17 protein-coding genes and 1 tRNA gene are annotated in these 21055 nt (G+C 57.0%); 12 read left to right on the top strand and 6 right to left on the bottom strand.

The genetic code is table 11. The annotated features are described in order from the left end of the window. Nucleotides 1-18: 18 nt before the first annotated feature. Nucleotides 19-153, bottom strand: a complete 135-nt coding sequence (gene rpmH, locus ACR3EQ_RS10785; protein WP_005980833.1) for a 50S ribosomal protein L34 — start codon at nucleotides 151-153, stop codon at nucleotides 19-21. Between the two features lie 296 nt (nucleotides 154-449). Here rpmH and ACR3EQ_RS10780 point away from each other — a divergent pair, with 296 nt between their 5' ends. The 4 genes from ACR3EQ_RS10780 to ACR3EQ_RS10765 all read left to right on the top strand — a co-directional run bounded on the left by ACR3EQ_RS10780 (nucleotide 450) and on the right by ACR3EQ_RS10765 (nucleotide 4145). Next, entirely contained in the window at nucleotides 450-1181 is a 732-nt protein-coding gene (locus ACR3EQ_RS10780) for a TVP38/TMEM64 family protein (protein WP_170613708.1), read from the top strand. A gap of 3 nt (nucleotides 1182-1184) precedes the next feature. After that, nucleotides 1185-2603: an FAD-dependent oxidoreductase gene (locus tag ACR3EQ_RS10775; protein WP_170613706.1), complete on the top strand. Its 1419-nt coding sequence runs from the start codon at nucleotides 1185-1187 to the stop codon at nucleotides 2601-2603. Between the two features lie 15 nt (nucleotides 2604-2618). After that, on the top strand, nucleotides 2619-4004 hold the full coding sequence (locus ACR3EQ_RS10770) for an ATP-binding protein (RefSeq protein WP_480491765.1): 1386 nt from the start codon (nucleotides 2619-2621) through the stop codon (nucleotides 4002-4004). 64 nt (nucleotides 4005-4068) lie between these two features. After that, nucleotides 4069-4145, top strand: a tRNA-Arg gene (locus tag ACR3EQ_RS10765). 330 nt (nucleotides 4146-4475) lie between these two features. Here the strand turns inward: ACR3EQ_RS10765 and ACR3EQ_RS10760 are convergent. Then, a complete protein-coding gene (locus ACR3EQ_RS10760; protein WP_170613704.1) occupies nucleotides 4476-4664 on the bottom strand; it encodes a hypothetical protein in 189 nt (62 codons plus the stop codon). Between ACR3EQ_RS10760 and ACR3EQ_RS10755 the strand changes: the two genes are divergently transcribed. The 5 genes from ACR3EQ_RS10755 to ACR3EQ_RS10735 all read left to right on the top strand — a co-directional run bounded on the left by ACR3EQ_RS10755 (nucleotide 4584) and on the right by ACR3EQ_RS10735 (nucleotide 9998). After that, nucleotides 4584-4865, top strand: a complete 282-nt coding sequence (locus ACR3EQ_RS10755; protein WP_480491763.1) for a phage integrase central domain-containing protein — start codon at nucleotides 4584-4586, stop codon at nucleotides 4863-4865. The genes ACR3EQ_RS10760 and ACR3EQ_RS10755 overlap by 81 nt on opposite strands. Nucleotides 4866-5313: 448 nt before the next feature. Beyond that, nucleotides 5314-6264 carry an ABC transporter substrate-binding protein gene (locus tag ACR3EQ_RS10750; RefSeq protein WP_170613702.1) on the top strand — a complete coding sequence of 317 codons (951 nt, stop codon included), beginning with the start codon at nucleotides 5314-5316 and terminating at the stop codon, nucleotides 6262-6264. 79 nt (nucleotides 6265-6343) lie between these two features. Next, nucleotides 6344-7381 (top strand): quaternary amine ABC transporter ATP-binding protein, encoded by a 1038-nt coding sequence (locus ACR3EQ_RS10745; protein ID WP_170678494.1) that lies wholly within the window; start codon nucleotides 6344-6346, stop codon nucleotides 7379-7381. Continuing rightward, the gene (locus ACR3EQ_RS10740) at nucleotides 7374-8963 is read left to right on the top strand and encodes an ABC transporter permease subunit (protein ID WP_170613698.1); all 1590 of its coding nucleotides are present in this window, start codon (nucleotides 7374-7376) and stop codon (nucleotides 8961-8963) included. The genes ACR3EQ_RS10745 and ACR3EQ_RS10740 overlap by 8 nt, the downstream gene beginning before the upstream one ends. 54 nt (nucleotides 8964-9017) lie before the next feature. After that, nucleotides 9018-9998 carry an arginase family protein gene (locus ACR3EQ_RS10735; RefSeq protein ID WP_480490610.1) on the top strand — a complete coding sequence of 327 codons (981 nt, stop codon included), beginning with the start codon at nucleotides 9018-9020 and terminating at the stop codon, nucleotides 9996-9998. Here ACR3EQ_RS10735 and ACR3EQ_RS10730 read toward each other — a convergent pair. Together ACR3EQ_RS10730 and ACR3EQ_RS10725 are read right to left on the bottom strand one after the other, a co-directional pair. Then, a complete protein-coding gene (locus ACR3EQ_RS10730) occupies nucleotides 9995-10966 on the bottom strand; it encodes an agmatinase (protein ID WP_480490609.1) in 972 nt (323 codons plus the stop codon). The two genes, ACR3EQ_RS10735 and ACR3EQ_RS10730, sit on opposite strands and share 4 nt — an antisense overlap. A 73-nt stretch (nucleotides 10967-11039) precedes the next feature. Next, nucleotides 11040-12560 (bottom strand): trimethylamine methyltransferase family protein, encoded by a 1521-nt coding sequence (locus ACR3EQ_RS10725; RefSeq protein WP_480490607.1) that lies wholly within the window; start codon nucleotides 12558-12560, stop codon nucleotides 11040-11042. Nucleotides 12561-12743: 183 nt separating this feature from the next. On the opposite strand from ACR3EQ_RS10725, the gene ACR3EQ_RS10720 reads away from it, so the two are divergent. Both ACR3EQ_RS10720 and ACR3EQ_RS10715 read left to right on the top strand, forming a co-directional pair. After that, entirely contained in the window at nucleotides 12744-15179 is a 2436-nt protein-coding gene (locus ACR3EQ_RS10720) for a GcvT family protein (protein WP_170613690.1), read from the top strand. 89 nt (nucleotides 15180-15268) lie between these two features. Further along, complete coding sequence (locus ACR3EQ_RS10715) at nucleotides 15269-16240, top strand: LysR family transcriptional regulator (protein WP_170613688.1); 972 nt, start codon at nucleotides 15269-15271, stop codon at nucleotides 16238-16240. Nucleotides 16241-17079: 839 nt separating this feature from the next. Here the strand turns inward: ACR3EQ_RS10715 and ACR3EQ_RS10710 are convergent. Together ACR3EQ_RS10710 and ACR3EQ_RS10705 are read right to left on the bottom strand one after the other, a co-directional pair. Beyond that, nucleotides 17080-18405 (bottom strand): GH1 family beta-glucosidase, encoded by a 1326-nt coding sequence (locus ACR3EQ_RS10710; protein ID WP_170613686.1) that lies wholly within the window; start codon nucleotides 18403-18405, stop codon nucleotides 17080-17082. 2 nt (nucleotides 18406-18407) lie between these two features. Continuing rightward, complete coding sequence (locus tag ACR3EQ_RS10705) at nucleotides 18408-19439, bottom strand: substrate-binding domain-containing protein (RefSeq protein ID WP_170613684.1); 1032 nt, start codon at nucleotides 19437-19439, stop codon at nucleotides 18408-18410. A 209-nt stretch (nucleotides 19440-19648) separates the two neighbouring features. Here ACR3EQ_RS10705 and ACR3EQ_RS10700 point away from each other — a divergent pair, with 209 nt between their 5' ends. After that, nucleotides 19649-21007 (top strand): ABC transporter substrate-binding protein, encoded by a 1359-nt coding sequence (locus ACR3EQ_RS10700; RefSeq protein ID WP_170619181.1) that lies wholly within the window; start codon nucleotides 19649-19651, stop codon nucleotides 21005-21007. The last annotated feature ends 48 nt before the right edge of the window (nucleotides 21008-21055 follow it).

Raw genomic sequence — 21055 nt, 5'->3', positions numbered from 1 at the left:
CCTGACAGGTCGAGCGGTTTACGCGCTCAGCGACTTGCGGCCACGTGCGCGGCGCGCATTCAGGATCTTGCGGCCGGCCTTTGTGGCCATGCGCGCGCGGAAACCGTGGCGGCGTTTGCGAACCAGGTTCGAAGGCTGATAGGTGCGTTTCATCGCTCCGTCTCCAATCTATGCGGTCGGGTGCGGCGCGGATTCGCCTGCCCGTGGTGTTCGAAGCCCGTCCTCTACTGGGTAGCGGGGGGTAAGTCAAACCCCAAGGTGGGGGTTTTGGCGGCTTTTGCAACAATTCTGTAACCCAGCCCGTGAAAAGGTTTCAAAAAGACAGGTCAGCGGCCCCAAACCCTCACATTCCCGGACAAAAACATCAAGGCAGCGTGAGGCCCCTGTTGCCGAGGCGCCATGCGGCGCATGTTGTTTGCAGAATGAAACACACGAAACCGGACAGCCACATGAGTGATGCAACTCAGGCCCCGCGCAGAGGGCTTGCGCGACATATTCCGTTGCTGGTGATTCTTACCGTTGCAGCGGTGGGGTTTTTCACACTGGGCGACTATCTGACGTTCGAAACTCTGCGCGACAACCGCGAGGCGCTTTTGGCGTGGCGTGACGCCAATTACTGGGCAATGGCCGGTGCTTTCGTGACGATTTACATCGTCATCGTGGCATTTTCTTTGCCGGGTGCGGCGGTGGCCTCGATGACGGGCGGGTTCCTGTTCGGACTAATCGCCGGAACCGTCTTTAACGTATTTGCGGCCACGGTCGGTGCATCGGTGATCTTTCTGGCCGCGCGCTGGGGGTTGGGCGAAGCCCTGACGGCCCGCCTCGAATCTTCGGAGGGCAGCATCAAAAAGCTCAAGGACAATTTGCGCGAGAATGAAATTCCGGTGCTTTTTCTGCTGCGCCTTGTACCCGTCGTGCCGTTTTTCGTGGCCAACCTTGTGCCCGCTCTGGTGGGCGTGAAATTCCGCAATTTTCTGATCACTACGGCGCTGGGCATTATCCCCGGAGGGATTGTGTACACCTGGATCGGCGTGGGGCTGGGCGGTGTGTTCGACCGGGGCGAGACGCCTGACGTTTCGCTGCTGTGGGAACCCTTTGTCATAGGTCCCATCATCGGCTTGTGTGTGCTGGCCGCTTTGCCGATTGTCATCAAATCCGTTCGAGGCCGAAAGGACGCCTGATTCATGCAAGATCTGAATGCCGATATCCTGGTGATCGGAGCCGGGTCAGGGGGGTTGTCCTTGGCCGCAGGGGCCAGCCAGATGGGGGCAAACGTCATCCTGCTGGAAGGCCACAAGATGGGCGGCGATTGCCTGAACTTCGGATGTGTTCCGTCCAAAGCCCTGATTGCCAGCGCCAACGCAGCCCATGCGCAGGCCCATGCCTCGGTGCTGGGCGTGGCGGATGTGGCTCCGCAGGTGGATTATGCTGCGGCCAAGGATCACGTCCGGGACGTTATCGCCCAGATCGAACCGATGGACAGCCAGGAGCGGTTCGAGGGCTTTGGCGTCAAAGTTATCCGCGAATATGGCAGTTTTGTTTCTCCGACCCATGTGCAGGCGGGTGGTCACCTGATCACTGCGCGGCGTGTGGTGATCGCAACGGGTTCTTCCCCCCTGGTGCCGCCGATCCCCGGGTTGGATCAGGTGCCGTATTTCACCAACGAGACCATCTTTGACCTGCGCGACAAGCCCGATCACCTTCTGATCATCGGCGGCGGGCCCATCGGCATGGAAATGGCGCAGGCCCATATTCGGCTGGGATGCAAAGTCACTGTGATCGAAGGGATGACAGCACTGGGCAAGGATGACCCTGAAGCGGCCGAGGTTGTTTTGGAGACTTTGCGGGCGGAAGGCGTGGTGATTCACGAAACGGCATTGGTCGCGCAGATCAGGGGCAACGCTGGCACGATTGAGGTAGTGACCGAGAATGGTGACGTCTTCTCGGGCTCGCATCTGTTGCTGGCGGCGGGGCGCAAGGCAAACACAGACCGCCTGAACCTTGAAGCCGCCGGGATCGAACTGTCCCCTACCGGGGTCAAGGTTAACGAGGCGTTGCGGACCACCAATCGCAAGGTCTATGCCATCGGTGACGTCGCCGGTGGGCTGCAATTCACCCATGTAGCCGGGTATCAGGCAGGGATTGTCATCCGCTCGGCGCTGTTCGGCCTGCCGTCCAAGGCGAAGACGGCGCATATCCCGTGGGCCACCTATACTGATCCGGAACTGGCGCAGGTTGGCCTGACCGAAGCGCAGGCGCATGCACACCATGGTGACAAGGTCGAGGTCGCCCGTTTTGACTATCATCACAATGACAGGGCGATTTCCCAGCGGAAAACGAAAGGCTTCATTAAGGTCATGGTCGTAAAAGGCCGGCCCGTGGGTGTTACAATCGTGGGTCATCAGGCGGGCGAACTGATCAACTTGTGGTCGCTGGCCCTGGCCAATAATCTGAAGATGGGTCAGGTCGCCGCGATGGTGTCCCCCTATCCGACGATCGGAGAGCTTAACAAACGCGCGGCGGGCGCTTATTTCTCGCCAAGGCTGTTTGAGAATCAGGCAGTTAAACGAGTGGTCAGGTTCGTCCAGCGCTGGATCCCCTGACCGGGAAAGGAGCGCATATTGAACTCGCTGTCGGGCCGATTTCTGATCCTGACGACGGTCTTCGTGATGTTGGCCGAGGTGCTGATCTTTGTGCCATCGATTGCGCGGTTCCGCGAAGATTTCCTGCTGAACCGGCTTGAACGGGCCCAGATCGCCTCGCTGGCGTTGCTGGCTGATGACATGCTGGCCGAAGATCTGGAGGCCGAACTTCTGGCCAATGCGGGCGTCTACAATGTGGTGTTGCGGCGTGACGAGGTGCGTCAGCTGATGCTGTCCTCACCGATCCCCGAGCCGATCACCAAGACGTACGATCTGCGCGACGCGAGCCCTTGGGTTCTGATCCGGGACGCGATGGCCCGGCTGTTCACTCCGGAAAACGAAGTCATCCGAGTGATAGGCGAGCCGGTCAAGGGTGCCGGGCTGCTGATCGAAGTGACGATCGACAGCGCGCCGCTGCGCATGGCGATGACGGACTACGGCCTGCGAATTCTGGGGCTGTCCTTCGTGATCTCTATCATCACCGCTTTTTTTCTGTTTCTTGCGGTGCGTGTCGTTCTGGTGCGCCCGATCAAAAGCGTGGTCGGATACATGCAGCGCTATGCCAGCGCACCTGAGGATGCGCGCGGCATCATCTCGCCGGATTCCCGGGTGACGGAACTCAGGGAAGCCGAGGAGGCCCTGCAAATGTTGCAGAAGGAACTGACGCAGGCCCTGAAACAGCGTGAACGCTTGGCTCAGTTGGGTGGGGCCGTGGCCAAGGTCAGTCACGATTTGCGCAACATCCTGACCTCGGCACAATTGTTCACGGACCGCATCGAAGCCAGTGACGATCCGGTGGTTCGGCGTCTGGCCCCCAAGCTGGTGAATTCGATCACCCGTGCGGTGTCCTTATGTGAAAGCACGCTGGCATTTGGCCGCGCCGAGGAACCGGCACCCACATTGACCATGGTCCGGTTGCGCGATGTCGGTGAAGATGTTGTGGCCAGTGAAAGGCTGGCGGTTGCCGATTCTTGCGTGGAAATTGTCAATAACCTGCCGCAGGACCTGATCGCCCGCGCCGACCCCGAGCAGATGTTCCGGGTCATGATGAATCTTGTCCGCAACGCCCGTCAGGCGCTTGTCGCCTCGGGCAAACCCGGGAAGATCACGGTAGAAGGCCGTGAAGACGACGACAGCTGGTGCGTTGAAATCCGCGACAACGGTCCGGGCCTGCCCCCGAAAGCGCGGGAAAACCTGTTTACCCCGTTTCAGGGCGGCGTCCGCAAAGGAGGTTCGGGCTTGGGCCTCGCGATATCGCAGGAACTGGTGCGCGGACATGGCGGGGATCTGGTGCTGAAGCACACAGGTCCTGACGGAACCACCTTTGAAATAAGCCTGCCACGCGGCGACCGGACTTTTTGAAAGTTTTTTTGAGAATCGACTTGCACGTCCCCGGACCTGGGTCTAAATACCGCCTCACCAACGCGGACCGATAGCTCAGCTGGATAGAGTACTTGACTACGAATCAAGGGGTCGGGGGTTCGAATCCTCCTCGGTCCGCCACTTGGTGATTTCCCTGAATTTTGTTGAACAACACTAGGTCGCTAGAACCTTTGCGTTATATGATTGTATCCGCGCTAGCGGGTTTCATTGAATTTTCGCCAATGACACCAGTATACTTTCATTAAGTGGTATTTTTTGTCGTAGTTTCATGTCGGCGCTCAGCGGAATACTGGCAAAGAAGCTGGTAGATAATCTTGGTCCGGGACGACACGGTGACGGTTCTGGCTTGTATCTTGTTGTAGATCCATCGGGCGCACGGTGTTGGATCGTACGTGTTTCGGTCAAAGGGCATAGAACCGCACGGGCGCGCCGCTTCGAACGGACTTAGGTTTAGGCGGCGCGGATGTCGTCGCACTGAAACAGGCTCGAGAACGAGCCATCGAATTGCGGCGAATAGCGAAAGCGCGGTGGATCCCGCGCTTCAACGCCAAGCGCGAAATTCCAACTTTTGAAGAACTCAGCCGGCTGGTTCACGTTGGCCGCCTGCCAACATGGAAGAATGCCAAGCATGGCCAGCAATGGCTCAACACTTTGCGCTATTATGCGGTCCCCAAAATCGGACGCATGCCTGTGGGCAGCATTGATCAGCCCGAAGTGCTGATGTGCCTGTCGCCCATCTGGACCGAGAAACACGAAACCGCAAGCGACTGTCGCTGCGGAAAAGGACGGTACTCGACGTGGCGAAGTCCAACGGCATTCGCCCCGGCGAGAACCCGGTGACCGCAATCCGCGAAGGTAAGATGCTGCCCAACGTCAAAGCCAAGGTCCAGCACCATGACGCGATGCGTGGCGAGAGGTGCCCGCGTTCTAAACCGAGTTGCAGACCCGCTCTGCTGTGGCTGCCAAGGCGCTCATATTTGCCTTAAAACAGCGTTCGATGTGTTCTGTGTGACATACAAAAGCCGGCTTCGGGTTACTCGTAACATTACTTGCGAATCCTAAATAGTCGAAACTATTTTGCGATAATTTCCAATACAGGAACTAGAATAACGTATCTCTTGATGGGCAGCGCGCTCGCGTGCTTCACTTTTGTGGCTATGTCAGCCTCAAGTTTCGCTGGCCAAAAAGGACCGGAAGGCGCGACCTTCCCGAAAAAAATTCCAAGCGCACCACCGTCCGAAAGGGTGAGAAAAACAAGCGCGGAAGTTTCCCAATATGGAGATACCAGATGAAAAGAATTGCAACGCTACTAGGAAGTGCTTCGGTCGCGATTGCCGGCCCGGCTATGGCCGCAGATATCGTGATCGGTGTGCCGAACTGGGCCTCGGTGAATGCCACGGCACATATTCTTGAGGTGGTGATCGAAGAAAACCTTGGTCTGGACGTGGAACTGCAAAACGGCACGAATCCGATTGTCTTCGAAGCCATGGACAGCGGCTCGATGCACGTCCACCCAGAAGTGTGGATGCCCAACCAGCAAAACCTGCATGACACATATGTCAAAGAAAATGGCACGGTTGTCATGAACCAAAACCCGGTTCAGGCCGAGCAGGGCATGTGTGTCCCGACCTACATCGCTGAACAGCATGACATCAAGTCAATTGACGACCTGAGTGACCCGGACAAGATGGCGATCTTCGATACAGACGGGAATGGTACGCCTGAGGTCTGGATCGGTGCTCCGGGCTGGGCTTCGACCGTTGTCGAGAAGATTCGGGCCAAATCTTATGGCTATGATCAGATATTCGACCTGACGGAATACGAGGAAACCATCGCCTATGCCAACCTGGCAAACGCGACCAAGGCGGGCGATCCGTGGATCGGGTTCTGCTACAGCCCCCACTATATCTTCGTGACCCAAGACCTGACGGTTCTTGAAGAGCCGGCTCATGACCCTGCCACCTGGACAATTGTTCAGCCCACCGATGACCCGGATTGGCTGTCGAAATCCGAAGCGTCCACGGCCTGGAACGGCGCAACTCTTCACCTGCACTACGCGAAAGAGCTGGAAGAGAGTTATCCTGAAGTGGCCGCTCTGTTCAGCAACTATCAGATGTCAGGAGATGATCTGAGCGCGATGGGCAAGGCTCTGGCTGTAGACAACGTCGAAGCCGCGGATTTTGCCAAGCAGTGGGTGGCAGAGAACGAAGATACCGTGATCGGCTGGCTAACCAACTAAACTACGACCTTGCAGGCCGTCGCGGAAAATCGCGGCGGCCTTTTTTCTGTTGGGCAGGGCTATGCCCTGTGGGGGATAAATGGACGAACCTGTCGTAAAACTGGAAAACGTTTGGAAGATCTTCGGCGCACGTGCTGAAGAGGCAATGCAAGCTGTCCGAGACGAAGGAATCGGCAAGCCGGAAGTTTTGGAACGGTTCAACTGCGTTGTCGGTGTTCAGGGTGCCACATTCGAAGTGCCGCGTGGCGAAATCTTCTGCATCATGGGGTTGTCCGGTTCGGGCAAGTCCACGTTGGTACGACACGTGAACAGATTGATCGAGCCGACGGCCGGCCGGATCGAAATCCTGGGTCACGATGTATCGAAACTATCGGAATCCGAATTGCGCCGCATTCGCGCCCAGCAAATCGGCATGGTCTTTCAACATATGGCGCTTATGCCTCATCGTTCCGTCCGCGATAACGTGGCTTACCCCCTGGAGATCAGAAAGGTCCCGAAATCCAAACGTTGGGCTGTTTCGGATCACGCTTTGAGCCTGGTAAACCTAACGGGTTATGAGGACCGCCTGCCCAAGGAGCTTTCCGGCGGGATGCAGCAACGCGTGGGGATCGCGCGGGCGCTGGCGTCGGACCCCGAAATCCTGTTGATGGATGAACCCTTTTCCGCCCTTGACCCTTTGATCCGCCTGCAGTTGCAGGACCAGTTCAAGGCGCTTGTAGCGCAGCTAAAAAAGACCACGCTGTTCATCACTCATGATCTGGATGAAGCCATTCGCATAGGTCACCGAATTGCGATCATGAAAGATGGGGTGATCGTACAGATCGGCACGCCGGAGGATATCGTCATGAACCCATCCGACGATTACGTGCGCGAATTTGTTCAGGGCATCTCCAAGCTCAAACTGGTCAAAGCGCATTCCATCATGGAACCGATGGACAGCTATTCAGGGCCACTCGACGGTGCGCCCAGGGCGGACGAAGGCGCGGATCTGGACCAACTGATCGATCTGGCCGTGAATTCGGAATTGCCGGTCGTCATAACGGATGCGGGCAGTGACGTGGGTGTCGTGACCAAGCCACGCCTGTTGCGTGGTATTCAGGGGGGCAAAAATGACTGACGCAACTTCTGAGCTTAAAGTAACGGCCGCCTCTGACATCGAGGTTGATCGCGAGGCTCTTGATATTTCCATCAAGAAGTTCGCTGGTCCGAACGGAGCCTATTACGTCAACGCCTTTCACAAAATCCACGACGCTACCAGTGCAATTCCCAACACGTTCAACACGTGGGCGGCGGTGCTGGGGCCGTTCTGGTCCGCGTCACGGGCCATTTGGGGCATGTTCTGGACGTTTCTGATCCTCGAGATCATCGCGTGGGTCCAAATCGGCAGAGGCGCGTGGGGCAATCCGGGTGCAGACTTTGCAGAGCGTGCCGCCCGTCAGCAAGAGCGCGCAGCCGAACTGCTGGCCCGAGCGGCGGACGCAACTGAAAAGGCGGATATCGATCGGTTCACCAAGCTGGCTGAGAACATTCAGAAAGCGGCTGATACCAGCTTGGAAAGGGCCGCTGCTGCCCAGTCCGAGGCCACGGGTATTCTTATCACCGGGTTGCTGATGTTGCTGGTTTTCAAGGTGGTTCAGGGTTTGTATGCCGACCGAGTCTACGAAAAACAGTATTCAAACTGGCGTATCGACCCGGGCAGCACGGAAAGCGGACGCTCGACCCGAAACACGGTTTTGGGCGCAATCCTTGTCGCCGCCATTGGTCCCTTGATCGTTTACAAGTTCACCGTAAACGCGTCGCTTCCTTTGCTGGATGCTTTCCCCGAGCAGCAGGTATCCGCGATGATATTGGGAGAGGGCAACGGCACGTTGTTCTCAAACCTGGCTGGCTGGATGGAAGAAAAGATAGACGCGGCCGCTGCAGCAGGGGGCGACGTCTTCGACGGGATAGTAGCCGGTGTGCGTTCTGTTCTTGATGCGTTGACAGTGGCACTTATCGGCTCACCTTGGCCAGTTGTCATGCTGGTCATCTGTGTGACCGCATGGCGCGCGGCGGGACCAAGGGTTGCCATCTTCACCGCAGCTTCGTTGGCCTATATCGCTTTGCTGGGATATTGGGACGTAGCGATGGAAACCGTTGCGCTGGTGGGTGCGGCGGTGTTGCTCTGCGTTGTCTTCGGCATTCCGCTGGGTATCTGGTTTGGCAAGTCTAAGCGCGCTTATCGCGCGGCGGAACCGGTGCTGGACTTGATGCAGACCCTTCCGGCCTTCGTTTACCTTATCCCGATCATTGCCTTCTTTGGCACCGGCAACCCGCCGGGCATTCTGGCCACGATCATCTTCGGAATGCCGCCGGTTATTCGACTGACGGCACTGGGCATGCGTGGGGTTCCGGAGAGCATCAAGGAAGCCGCCGTCGCCTTTGGGGCCTCGAAATGGCAGTTGCTGAAAGATGTTGAAATCCCGCTGGCATTGCCATCGATCATGACAGGTGTGAACCAGACAATTCTGATGTGTCTGTCCATGGTCGTAATCATCTCGCTGATAGGTGGTGGCGGCTTGGGCAAAGAAATCCTGGAGGCACTGCAATATGCCGCCAAGGGGCCGGGCCTGCTGGGCGGCTTCGCAATTCTGTTCCTCGCCATGGTCATGGACAGGATCGTGCAAGGCGCATTCCGGCGAGAAGACGAGAAAATCTAACCATCTGCGCCCCCGGTTCTTTCCGGGGGCGTTTTTCATTGACCGGAGAAAACAATGGCCGATCGCTACGAACAGTCCATGATGGACAATCTGTATTGGTGGGGCGTGCCTACTCTGTTTCGTTGCCCCAATGTCGGGCCCAAGGGGCAGGACATTGCATTGGCAGGCGTGCCGCACTCAACCGGAAACGGCACGACCGAGAGGGACCAGCATTTGGGCCCACGCGCCTTGCGGCACGTCTCGGCCGTTCAGCGCAGGGTGCATTCAGTTTTCGAGATCGACCCATGGAACAGCGCGCGGATTGCCGATGTGGGGGATGTGCCGTTCCCGAAGGCGAACGACAATGAGGATTGCATTGAACGGATCACCGAATTCTACAAGGACATCGACGCGGCCGGTGCACGCCCGGTTTCTGTCGGCGGAGATCACTCCATCACTGGTGGGATAGTACAGGCTTTGGGATGTGGAAAACTGGCAGGCGGAGAACCTGTCAGTTTCCTGCATCTGGACGCCCACACGGATGTTTTTACCAAGGTTGACCACTTCCTGGGGGCCAAGAAATCAGCGGCACACTGGGGGGCTTATCTGGCCGATCAGGGGCAGGTGGATCCGACCCGTTCGATGCAGATCGGCTTGCGGGGCCATCCACGCAGTCTGGACTGGCTGCAGCCTTCTTACGACTATGGCTACAACATCGTCACAATGCGCGAATTTCGTCAGCGTGGGCTGGAGGACGTTGTAGCCCAAACCAAAGAGGTGCTGGGCGACCGGCCGGTTTACATCACCTTCGATCTGGATTGCCTTGATCCAACCGTTGCGCCCGCAGTCTCTAACCTTGAGCCGGGTGAAAAGGGGTTTGACATCGATGAGGCGGTTGGAATCCTGAGGGCGGCGCGCGGGCTGAACATCGTGGGCGGTGATGTGGTTTGCATGATGCCCACAAAAGACAGCCCCAACAACATCACTGCCCTGACCGCCGCAGCAGTGATGTTCGAGATGATTTCGATGATTGCCGAGAATGTTGCCGAGGATTAACTGCGGCGCGCCTCGACAGCTTGGGCCAGAACACAAAGCAATTCGAACATCAGCGAGATACCCAGCCACGCTGTCCCACCCTCAGGATCGAAGGGTGGCGACACTTCGACAAGATCGGCACCGACAAGGTTCAGGCCAGCCATCTTGCGAATGACCTGCTGGGCCTGAAAACTGTTGGGCCCGCCAATTTCGGGTGTTCCGGTGCCGGGCGCATAGGTCGGGTCCACGAAGTCGATGTCATAGGTGCAGTAGGTCGGCTCCGTTCCGACAATGCTGCGCACTTCATTCATCACATCGTCGATGCCCCGGTCGAACAGTTCTTCGATGCGGATGATACGGATGCCCTGCGCTTCACCCCATTCGATGTCTTCGGTGTTGTATGCCGTGCCGCGGATTCCGACCTGAACAAAGCGTTTGGGGTCCACCAACCCTTCCTCAACAGCGCGGCGGAAGGGGGTGCCGTGCGTGAATTTGTGGCCGCCGAAATAGGTGTCGAACAAATCCGTGTGACTGTCGAACTGGATGAGACCAACCGGGCCCGAGGCGGCCAGGGCACGCAGGACGGGCAGGGTGGTCAAGTGATCCCCTCCGGCGGTCAATGGCGTGATTTTGCGCGCTTTCAGCTTCGAGTAGAAGCTCGTGACCCGATCCAGCGTGTCTTCTATGTCGACCGGATTGGGGGCGACATCTCCTAGGTCCGCGCAATTCACCTGCGAGAACGGCACGACGCCCGTGACCGGGTTCATCGCCCTGATCATCGTGGAGTAATCGCGCAGTTGCCGCGGGCCATGCCGTGCGCCCGGCCGATTGGTGGTACCGCCGTCCCAAGGGATGCCGACAAGGCCCAATTCGACGTCCGAGATGCGTTCGTGGTCCATATCCAGAACGGGCAGGCGCATGAATGACGGTATGCCCGCAAACCTGGCAAGCTCCATGGCTGAATCCGGTTGAAAAAATGAATCGGCCATGGCTTCCCATCCTCTGCAAGTTTCTTCAGTGACCCTAGCGGTTCAGCAACGGGCTGGGAATGCCTGTAAGACTTCAGGTCAGGATTCGAAAACGTCGGCGAATTTCGGCGTCCTGCTCGGGGGTGAGATACTCGGGGTGATGCGAGCTCAAAACCTCTCTGGCGACTTGCCGGGCGGATGACCATGCGTCCCTCGCACCTTCGGTTTCCCATGTGCGCGGCTCCTGGCGATCAGCGAGCTGAGGATAAAAGTAATCTCTCTCCATTGCTTCATATGTATGTGCGCTGCCCAGAAAGTGCCCGTCACCCAAAACCGATTTGCAAATGGCGTCAAAGCCGAGATTCGCTTCGGTGACCTCGATCCCGCGCAAGACCCGATAGGTGTGAGAGTGCATTTCGTTGTCCAGCACAAAGGCCTCGAAACTTGCACCCAACAGGGACGCAGTCATGCCTGAACTTTCATAAATCAGGTTGCCACCGGCCAATGCGGCTGCAAGCGACGTGATGCCTTTTTCAGCCCCGTACTGGGCATCAATGGCCTTGGCATCTGCCATCGAAGCGGCCACGCCCGAAGGCAGTCCTAGCCAGTTCGTGATCTGCGCCGAGGCGGCATTCAGGATCGCTGTCTCGCCGCTGCCGCCTGCAAATGAACCGGTTCTGAGGTCTACGATGAAGGGCCAATTGGAAAAAACCATCGGAAAGCCGGGTTTGATCGTGTTGACCATCACGAGACTGGCAAGCGTTTCGGCCAGTGACTGCGCCAGAAATCCGGCCAGGGTCGCCGGAGCGGTTGCGCCCGCTTGCGCAGCCGTGATGCAGGACATTGGTATGTTATGGGCGATGCACTCATAAACGACGTCCACCGCGTCTTCGCCATATCGCATCGGTGAAATAACCGGGCTGATGTGCGCTTTCAGGAAAGGACGTTTGGCGAACTCACCGACCCCTCCGGCGACGATGTCCAGCATCTCGACAATGGGGCGGACATGTTTGGCCAGCGTGAAAGAGGTGGCGACCGGTTTGGTCGTATTCCGCACCAAGGCGTAAACCGTATTGACGTCCAGATCAAACACGTCCGGGACATCCGTTGCCACGCAGCACCGGGTGAACCAACTGACATTGGCCAGTGTGTCCTGTAGTCGGGTGAAGTCATGCAGATCAACCAATGTAGAGGGACGATAAAGCCCACTGTCAATGTCGAGCGTCTGAACAGCCGCGCCGCCAGTGCCAAAGTACACACGATCCCCGCCCACATCGATAGACCGGCTTTCATCCCGGCCATGGAACATGAAACTTTTGGCAGCGAAATTAATGGCTTGCTGGACCATTGAACGTGGGAAAACCAGCCGCCCCGGTTCCCGGTCCCGTGCCCCTGCGGCCCTTAGGTCGGCGGCAAGCCTATCTGGTACATTGCCCATGCCCAGCTCTTCCAGGAGCCGCAGGGCGGTATCAAATACCTGTTCTATTTCCACGTGGTTCAAAGGTTTGTACGAACCACCTGTCTGACCGGGTGGGCAGGGATCGAATGCTGGCTTGGCTGCACGCTGTGCGTGCCGCGCTTTCCGACCGCTGCGTTTTGAGCCCTCCGATGACATGTATCCCAATCTCTTTGCGTCTTCGTTGCACCGTAAGGCGCAAAACACACGGGCATCAAAGGAGAATTGCCGATTTCAGAATCCGAAATTGCGGTTTCGATTTTACAGTACCGGCGACTGCCCTGTTGTCTGCCCAACCCGTTATTCAGCAAGACTTGTGCCGAAACCGAGGGAGCAAAGACCATGAAGTCGCGTACCAGAGTCGTTGTGATCGGAGGCGGGATCGCTGGATGTTCGACGCTGTACCACCTGACCCAAGAGGGTTGGACAGATGTGGTTTTGGTTGAACGGAACGAACTGACCTCGGGCACGACCTGGCATTCGGCCGCACAGGTCACAAATTTCGGGATGAACCAGACCATGGTGGGTCTGAAGTCTCATTCGATCCGCCTGTACAAGGAACTGGCCGACGATCCGGATTACCCGATCAATTACCATCACGGAGACGGCGGAATACGTCTGGCGAATATAGAAGCGCAGATGCAGGGCTACCGTCACTTCGCATCCATGGCGCGGGGCATGGATGTACATTTCGAGGTGATCGATGCGGATGAATGCGCCCGCCGCCACCCGTTGATTTCGACCGACAACCTGATCGGTGGGCTATGGGATCCGTTGGACGGTGACATCGACCCGGCCCAACTGTGTCAGGCCCTCGCGCGACGGGCGCGCAAAGCCGGTGCGGAAGTGTACAGAAACACGCCTGTAACAGCTTTGACGCAGCACAACGACGATACCTGGACCGTGCATACCGAGCACGGAGACATCGACTGCGACATAATCGTCAACGCCTGTGGTTACCGGGTCAACGAGGTTGGCACCATGATGGGAGTTCATCATCCCGTGTCCTCCATGGAACATCAGTATTTTCTGACCGAAGAGATCGAGGCCATCCGGGATGCCGGGCACCGGATGCCGCTGCTGCGCTGCCCAATCAGCGACTACTATTGCCGACAGGAAAAGAACGGTCTCTTGCTCGGGTTCTACGAGCAGGGGTGCAAAACATGGGGAATGGACGGGATCGATCCAAACTTCGTGAACGCACTTTGTCCGGATGATCTGGACCGTGTAACTGATGTGCTCGAGGGTGCATTTGCGCGGATGCCTGCCTTGATGGAGGTGGGCATTCACACGGTCGTAAACGGGCCGATCACTTATTCAATTGATGGTGCCCCGTTGGTTGGGCCGATCCCGGGCAAGCGCAATGCGTACTGCATCATTGGTCTGCGAGCCGGGTTGGGCGAAGGCGGCGGGCACGGGTGGCTGTTGGCACAGCAGATCGTGCATGGTGAGGCATGTTATGACACTTGGTGCCTCGACCCGAGGAGGTTTACAGGGCACGCGAACGTAGAACTCACTGCTCTGAAGGCGATTGAGGATTATCAGAACGAATTCAGGTTCCACTTTCCACATGAACACCGCCCAGCCGGCCGTCCCGCCAAAACGACGCCTCTGACGCCTGTTCTCGCATCCGAAGGGGCGGAGTTCACGGTAGTCAATGGATGGGAAAGGGTGGATTACATCAAACCTCACCCTGATTTCGCGCCGTCACTCAGTTTCGATTTTGACGAAACCTTCGATCTGGTTGCTGCCGAAGTCGATAACGTTCGCACTGGTGTCGGGTTGGCGGAAGTAAACGGGTTCAACCGGATTGAGATCACCGGAGTGGACAGGCACGCGTTTCTGGATCGGATGTTTTGCGGAGTTGTGGGTAAGCGCGAAGGGCGTGTTGGGTTGGGCTATCTGCTGAACCATCACGGTATGGTCAAGGCGGAAGCAACTGTTGCCAATCTCCCTGCCAGTGATCGCGGTCCAGCACGGGTTTGGTATGGCTCTGCCGCAGCGAGCGAGTATCACGATATGGACTGGCTACAGAAGCATCTGCGCAACGATGAAGACGTTCAGATGCGCAGCTTGACGAATGACCAAACCATTCTGGTTTTGGCTGGCCCCAAGTCGCGCACTGTGCTTTCTGACTGTGCCAGAGGTGATTGGTCTGCGGACGCATTCCCCTGGCTCAGCGTACGAGAGTGCTTTGTCGGCATCGCTCCTGCCACGGTCATGAACCTTAGTTTCTCGGGAGAGTTGGCCTATGAGATCCATGTCCCAAACGCCTCTCTCTATGCGGCCTATCTTGCGCTGCGGGAGGCGGGCGAAGGGTACGGGCTGAACCTGTTTGGTGCCAGAGCGGTTGACTCGATGCGCATGGAAAAAAGCTTCCTGCACTGGAAAGCCGATTTGATCACCGAATTTGATCCTTGGGAAACGGGGCTGGACAGGTTTGTGCGTCTGGACAAGGGCGAATTTATTGGGCGTGAGGCGCTGTTGAAGCGGCAGTCAGAAGGGCTTCGCCGCAAGCTGGTTCCCCTGCGCATTGATGCAACGCGTGGTCCGGCGCATCCCGGCGCGTCTGTCATGCTGGGCGATAAGGTCGTGGGGACTGTTACCTCTGGGGAATGGGGTCATCGTACAGGATTGAACCTGGCGCATGTATTTGTTGATCCGTTCATCTCTGAGGTTGGCAGCGAAATGGAGCTGGATAGTTGCGGGCAGCGTTTTGGCGCGACTGTCATAACGTCCAGCCCGTACGATCCGGATTTTGCCCGTATGAAAGCTTAGAAACGACATCTCAGCCAACTTCATTGTTGCCGCAAGGGCGAATCTTTGCTTCGCTAGTTTCGAACAAATCGAAACAATGGTCAGTTGCCGTGTCCAAATCGCTGAGCCTTAGGTGGCTGGAAGTTTTTCAGTTGATCGCCAAGTCCGGATCGATTCAGAAGGTTGCATCCGAAACGGATTTGTCGATCAGTACAGTATCCAACCATCTGCGCAGCCTTGAAAACGCGCTGGGCATCGAATTGGTCGACCATGGACGCCGTCCAATGGGGCTAACGCCAGCAGGAGAAGTGTTTGCCCGCTACGTCCGTGAAGGCCTGACCGTATTGAAACGTGGCGAAGCCGAGATCCGTACGGGCAACTGGCAGCACGCGACGGACCTGCGATTGGCTTTGATTGACGATTTCGACAACCAGATCGCGCCCGATCTCGTTCGGTTTTTGGCTCAGGCTCTTCCGCGCTGCAATTTCCGGCACTTCACACGCCCCAGTCACGAGATTCTCGCCAAACTACAAGAGCATAAATTGGACGTTGGTGTTGCCACAAGGCCGCCGGGACGCACTGAGGGGCTGATCGAATACCCTTTGATGCGCGATCCTTTCATCGTCGTTCTTCCCAACAAGTTTGAAGGTTCGCCCGAAGAGTTGTTTACACCAGAGGCGGAATTGCCTTTGTTAAGGTATTCGCGTGACTACGTGATTGGCAAACAAATCGAAATTCAGTTGGCCCGAAGCAAGTTCAGCCTGCCCAACCGGTTTGAACTTGAATGTAATCAGTCCATCATCGGCCTGGTTGCACAGGGCAGCGGATGGGCTATCACAACGGCGGCGTGTTTTCACCGAACGCAGCGGTTTCACAACAGTGTCAAAGCCATGCCGTTTCCTGGCAGGAACTTTGTGCGGACAGTGTCACTTTTTACGACCGAAGTGTACCCGGCGACTACATCACTGCTGATCCAGAAGGCCATGGGAAAACTGATCCGGCAGCATTTTACAAGACCGATGTGCGCCAGGCACACCTGGCTGAAAAACGAATTCCGCACCATGGAAATGGACATTGCCTAGCCACCATCAATGACTGGCAGTTCTGGCATTCCAAAAAAACAAAACGCGGTTCTGATACCGGCCCGTCGGCATCTTCTGTGGTTCCGTTTGAGAACCCAAAAACTTCCCATGGGTCCAAACCAGAACCCGTCAGATCGATTTCCCGTCGGTCCTTCGGTTCTGAAACGGAACACTAAAAATTACCACTCCCTGCTACGTTAGGCAGGCATCCTAGAATACCGCGCGCTGCTGCCGCCATCGGACAATTTGCAATTCAGCACAGGACCGGGACCAAGCTTAACTATGAATGTCCGCTCTGTTCGCGACTCGGTGGTTTCTGTGGAATTGTCGAACGTTTTCTCAATGATATCGAAGCTACAGTCGAGAATTGGGTTTGTTTCTGGGTGCTGATGCCAAGCCGATATAAAAGTTACTTGTGTCAATGGGCCGCCCAAGTCCAACATGACGTGGTACTTTTGGTAGTATGGCAAGAAAATTTTTCAGAAATTCATCCAATAGATATATGTATAGCGGAAAATTTAGGCTCCTCCTCGGTCCGCCACTTGGTATTCTGTAAGGCACACATGGTTCTGGCGCCAGCGACAAAGCCTCGCCGTTTTCACCTCATTCCTTTCATCCAGCGTCCAAAAACCGAATTCATAGATCCTGACTTCCTAGTAGCAAAATCAGGGCCGACATGCGGATCAGGCTGGCACCGATTCATCCTAATAAAGAAATCCAGAACTTGGCTCGTCAGAAGTGCTCGGCGGCAATCAATGCACGGCAAGTTGACCTGTGCGAACGTCGCATTTGGTGGAGAGCTACCATCAACAAAATAGCCCCAAAGCACCAGAACACAGTCATCTGGCAGCGGTATTGTAAGTGGACAGCATCTTCTTCAAGGCGAAGTATGAGGCTTTCGGAGTACGTTTCATCGTATCGAAATCCACATCAACCAGACCGAAGCGTTTTTCGTACCCCAAGGCCCATTCGTAATTGTCCAGCAGAGACCAAACAAAGTACCCCTTGACGGAAACGCCCTGATCGAGAGCCTCCTGAACGGCGGCAAAGTGCTGATCCAGATAGCTGATACGATCATCGTCTTGTTGGCGCTCGGGGCTGGCCATGCCGTTTTCGGTCACATAGATCGGAAGGTCGCCAGTGTATTCTTGCGCTGTTCGGATCAGGAACCGGCTCAGCGCGGCTGGGTCGATTTCCCATCCCATTTGGGTCTTGGGCAAGGGCCCGGGGATTTCGGTCAGACTGGGCCAGGCGGTGTCCGCAGGGGCGATCAGTTTGCGGGTGTAGTAGTTCAATCCACACCAGTCGACAGGAGCGCCGATGATGTCGAAATCATCCTGCCAGCCGGGCGGAAGGTGGGGTTCCAACCCTTCCAGCACATTTTGAGGATAGGTCTTGTTGAACACGCCACTCAGGAAGAACCGGTTATAGATTCCATCATAGAGATCAGCGGCCTGCCGCGCTTGCGGACTGTCATCGGCGGGTTCGGCCCATTCAAGATTGAACACACCGCCCAGATTGGACATGCCCAGACTGCGCATTGCCTGAATCGCGTGGCCATGGGCCAGCAGGACGTGATGCATGGCTCGAGCTGTGGCCCGAATGTCCCGCAATCCCGGGGCGTGATGTCCTTCGAAATGACTCAGCCAGCTGACGCACCAAGGCTCATTGATAGGGGCAACGCTGTACATTCGGTCGCCAATCCGTCCCATGATGACCTCGGTGAAATCGGCAAACCAACTGGCGATGTCCCGGTTGCGCCAACCGCCCAGGTCAGCCAGAGCCGACGGCAGTTCCCAGTGATAAAGCGTCGCGCACGGGCGGATGCCACGCTCCAGCGCCGCATCAGTCAGCCGGTCGTAATAGTCCAAACCTTCCTGATTGATCGGTCCGCGCCCCTCGGGCATCACGCGTGCCCAGCTGGTCGAGAAGCGATAGCAATCAAAACCTGCGTTGCGCACAAGATCGAAATCCTGTTCAAACCGGTTCAGGTGATCGCAGGCCAGATTCCCATTTTCCCCCCGCACGACGTTGCCGGGCGTCGCGGCAAACGTATCCCAATGGGTGGACCCTGCACCGCCTTGGGCGTGACCTTCGATTTGATAGGCCGACGTGGCGACCCCAAACAGGAAATCAGACGGAAAATCGTTTCGCGTAAAGTTCATCTTCAGAACCTGTCGGGTGCAGGGCCGGTTGACTTGCCGACAACCAGCTCCGCCTCAAGCAATCTGGTTTTGACCGGGTCCTCAGGCGATTTGATCCGCTCGATAAGCATCTCGGCGGCCAGTTCTCCTGCGTGTCGCACTGAAGAGCGCGTGGCTGTGAAAATGGGGACGTCCTGCCCGTTCTTTAGGTAAGAAAGGTCATCGTCATGAGCGATGACCGAGACATCCCGACCGATCCGGAGGCCCGCCTCGTCCAGCGCCCGCCGTACTCCGATCGCTGAAATCATCGAGGACGCCAGAATGGCAGTCGGCGGTTCATCCAATTGCAGCATGTCGTGGGTTTCGCGGTGGCCGTAGACTTCGGTCATCTCGGCGCTTCGCATCAGTTGCGGGTCCGAGGTCAAGCCTGCCTGTTCCAGGGCCTGCTGGTACCCTGTACGGCGTCGTTGCGCGAAATCCATATCTTCAAGCCCGTTGATCAGGGCGATCCGGCGATGCCCTAAATCGATCAGGAACTGTGTGGCGCGCAGGAACGAGCTTTTGTTGTTTACGTCAATCCAGTCATATTGCACATCCGCCCCCGTCGAACGCCCATGCACGATGAACGGTACCGCCATCCGCGACAGCAGATCAATTCGGTGTTCGTTGACTTTGGGGCCCTGCAAAACGACGCCATCCACGGCACCGCGCTGAAACAAACTGCGATAGGCCCCTTCGATCGACGTATCATCGGCGGTGGTGAACATCATGTCATAGCCATGCGCCGCGTATGTCCGAGCGGCACCAGCAACAAAGTCACCGAAGATTGGGTTCACCATCTCGTGCTGGGACGAACTGGGGATGACATGCCCGATCACCATGGATTTGCCGGTCGCCAGCCCCTTGGCGCGGATGTTCGGGCGATAGCCATGTTTGGCAGCAGCAGCCTGAACGCGCATCCGGGTTTCCTCGCTCACTTCGGGGTAGCCGTTCAGAGCGCGGCTGACCGTCGTTTGCGAAAGGGCAAGAATTTCCGAGAGCTGCTTCAGGTTCATGATTGTTTCAAAGCGCCTTCAAGTTTTGGCTGTTACCTGTTGTGTGGTCAAATGCTCGTTCCGTCAACCCGTTTCAATCAGCCTTTTGATTATTAGCGTTTTGCAACGCGAATATTGACAGGCGGGAAATGTTAGCGGATAAACTGCATATCCAAAGCGCTTTGGATGCTGAGTCTCTGTGGCGCAAGGAACTGTTGGGAGGAAAATTCATGAGAAACGCGCTTTATGCAGGTGTGGCCACATTTGCTTTGCTGTCCGGAGGCGTCCAGGCGCAGGGCGAGATGATCCACGCCGTGGGCGAGGGCGGCTTTGACTGGGACGGCTTTCAGGCCTTTGCGGACGCCCATGACCTGGCCGGTCAGGACCTTACCATTTTCGGGCCGTGGCTTGCGGGCGAAGGGAAGTCATTCGAAAATCTGGTCGCCTATTTTGATGAGGCCACCGGAGCGAATTCCAGCTATGTCGGATCGGACTCGCTGGAGCAGCAGATCCTGATTGATGCGGCCGCTGGCTCCGCTCCGAACTTGACGGTTTTCCCGCAGCCGGGTCTCGCCGCGAACATGGCCAAGAACGGATACCTGACGCCGCTTGCCGAAGGGTCGGCGGACTGGATCAAGGACAATTTCGCTGCCGGCCAGTCCTGGGTCGATTTGGGAACCTTTGAAAACGCCGATGGCGCCAAAGATTTCTACGGCTTTTTCTTCAACGTCAACGTGAAGTCGCTGGTCTGGTACATCCCGGAAAACTTCGAAGACTTCGGGTACGACGTCCCGCAGACCATGGAAGAGTTCAAGGCGCTGATGGATCAGATGGTCGAGGATGGCGAGACGCCGCTTTGCGTGGGGCTTGCATCCGGCGGTGCGACCGGGTGGCCCGCGACCGACTGGGTCGAGGACCTGATGTTGCGTACACAGCCGCCCGAAGTCTACGACCAGTGGGTCTCGAATGAGATGAAGTTCGATGATCCGCGCGTGATCGCGGCGATTGAGGAATACGGCAGCTTTACCCGCAACGACGACTATGTCGTGGGCAACGCCGACGACACCGCCGCGATTGACTTCCGCGACAGCCCCAAGGGTCTGTTCGACAGCCCGCCTGCCTGCATGATGCACCGTCAGGCGTCGTTCATTCCCGCCTATTTCCCGGAAGGGACCGAATTGGGTGTAGATGCCGATTTCTTCTACTTCCCGGCCTATGCCGAGAAAGATCTGGGAACTCCGGTTCTGGGTGCGGGCACGTTGTTCACGATCACGAACCCGAACCCGGCGGCCGAGGTGTTCATGGAGTTCCTCAAAACGCCCTTCGCGCATGAGATCATGATGTCTCAGGACGGATTCCTGACGCCGCATCTGGGGGCAAATCCCGAGAATTACGCCAATGATACCCAGCGGGGACAGGGTGAAATCCTGACCAACGCAACCACGTTCCGCTTTGACGGGTCGGACCTGATGCCGGGCGCGGTCGGCGCGGGTACGTTCTGGACCGGTATGGTCGACTATTCCTCGGGTGCGAAGGACGCAGCCACAATTGCCGGAGAAATCCAGTCTTCGTGGGATGCTGCGAAGTAAGTGACGGCTGGGGCGGCCCTGACGCCGCCCCAATTTCCAAACCAACGA

This window comes from Ruegeria sp. AN11 (genome assembly GCF_056536005.1).
The sequence above is the reverse complement of the archived record's forward strand: the minus strand, read 5'-3'. Positions and strand labels throughout refer to the sequence as shown.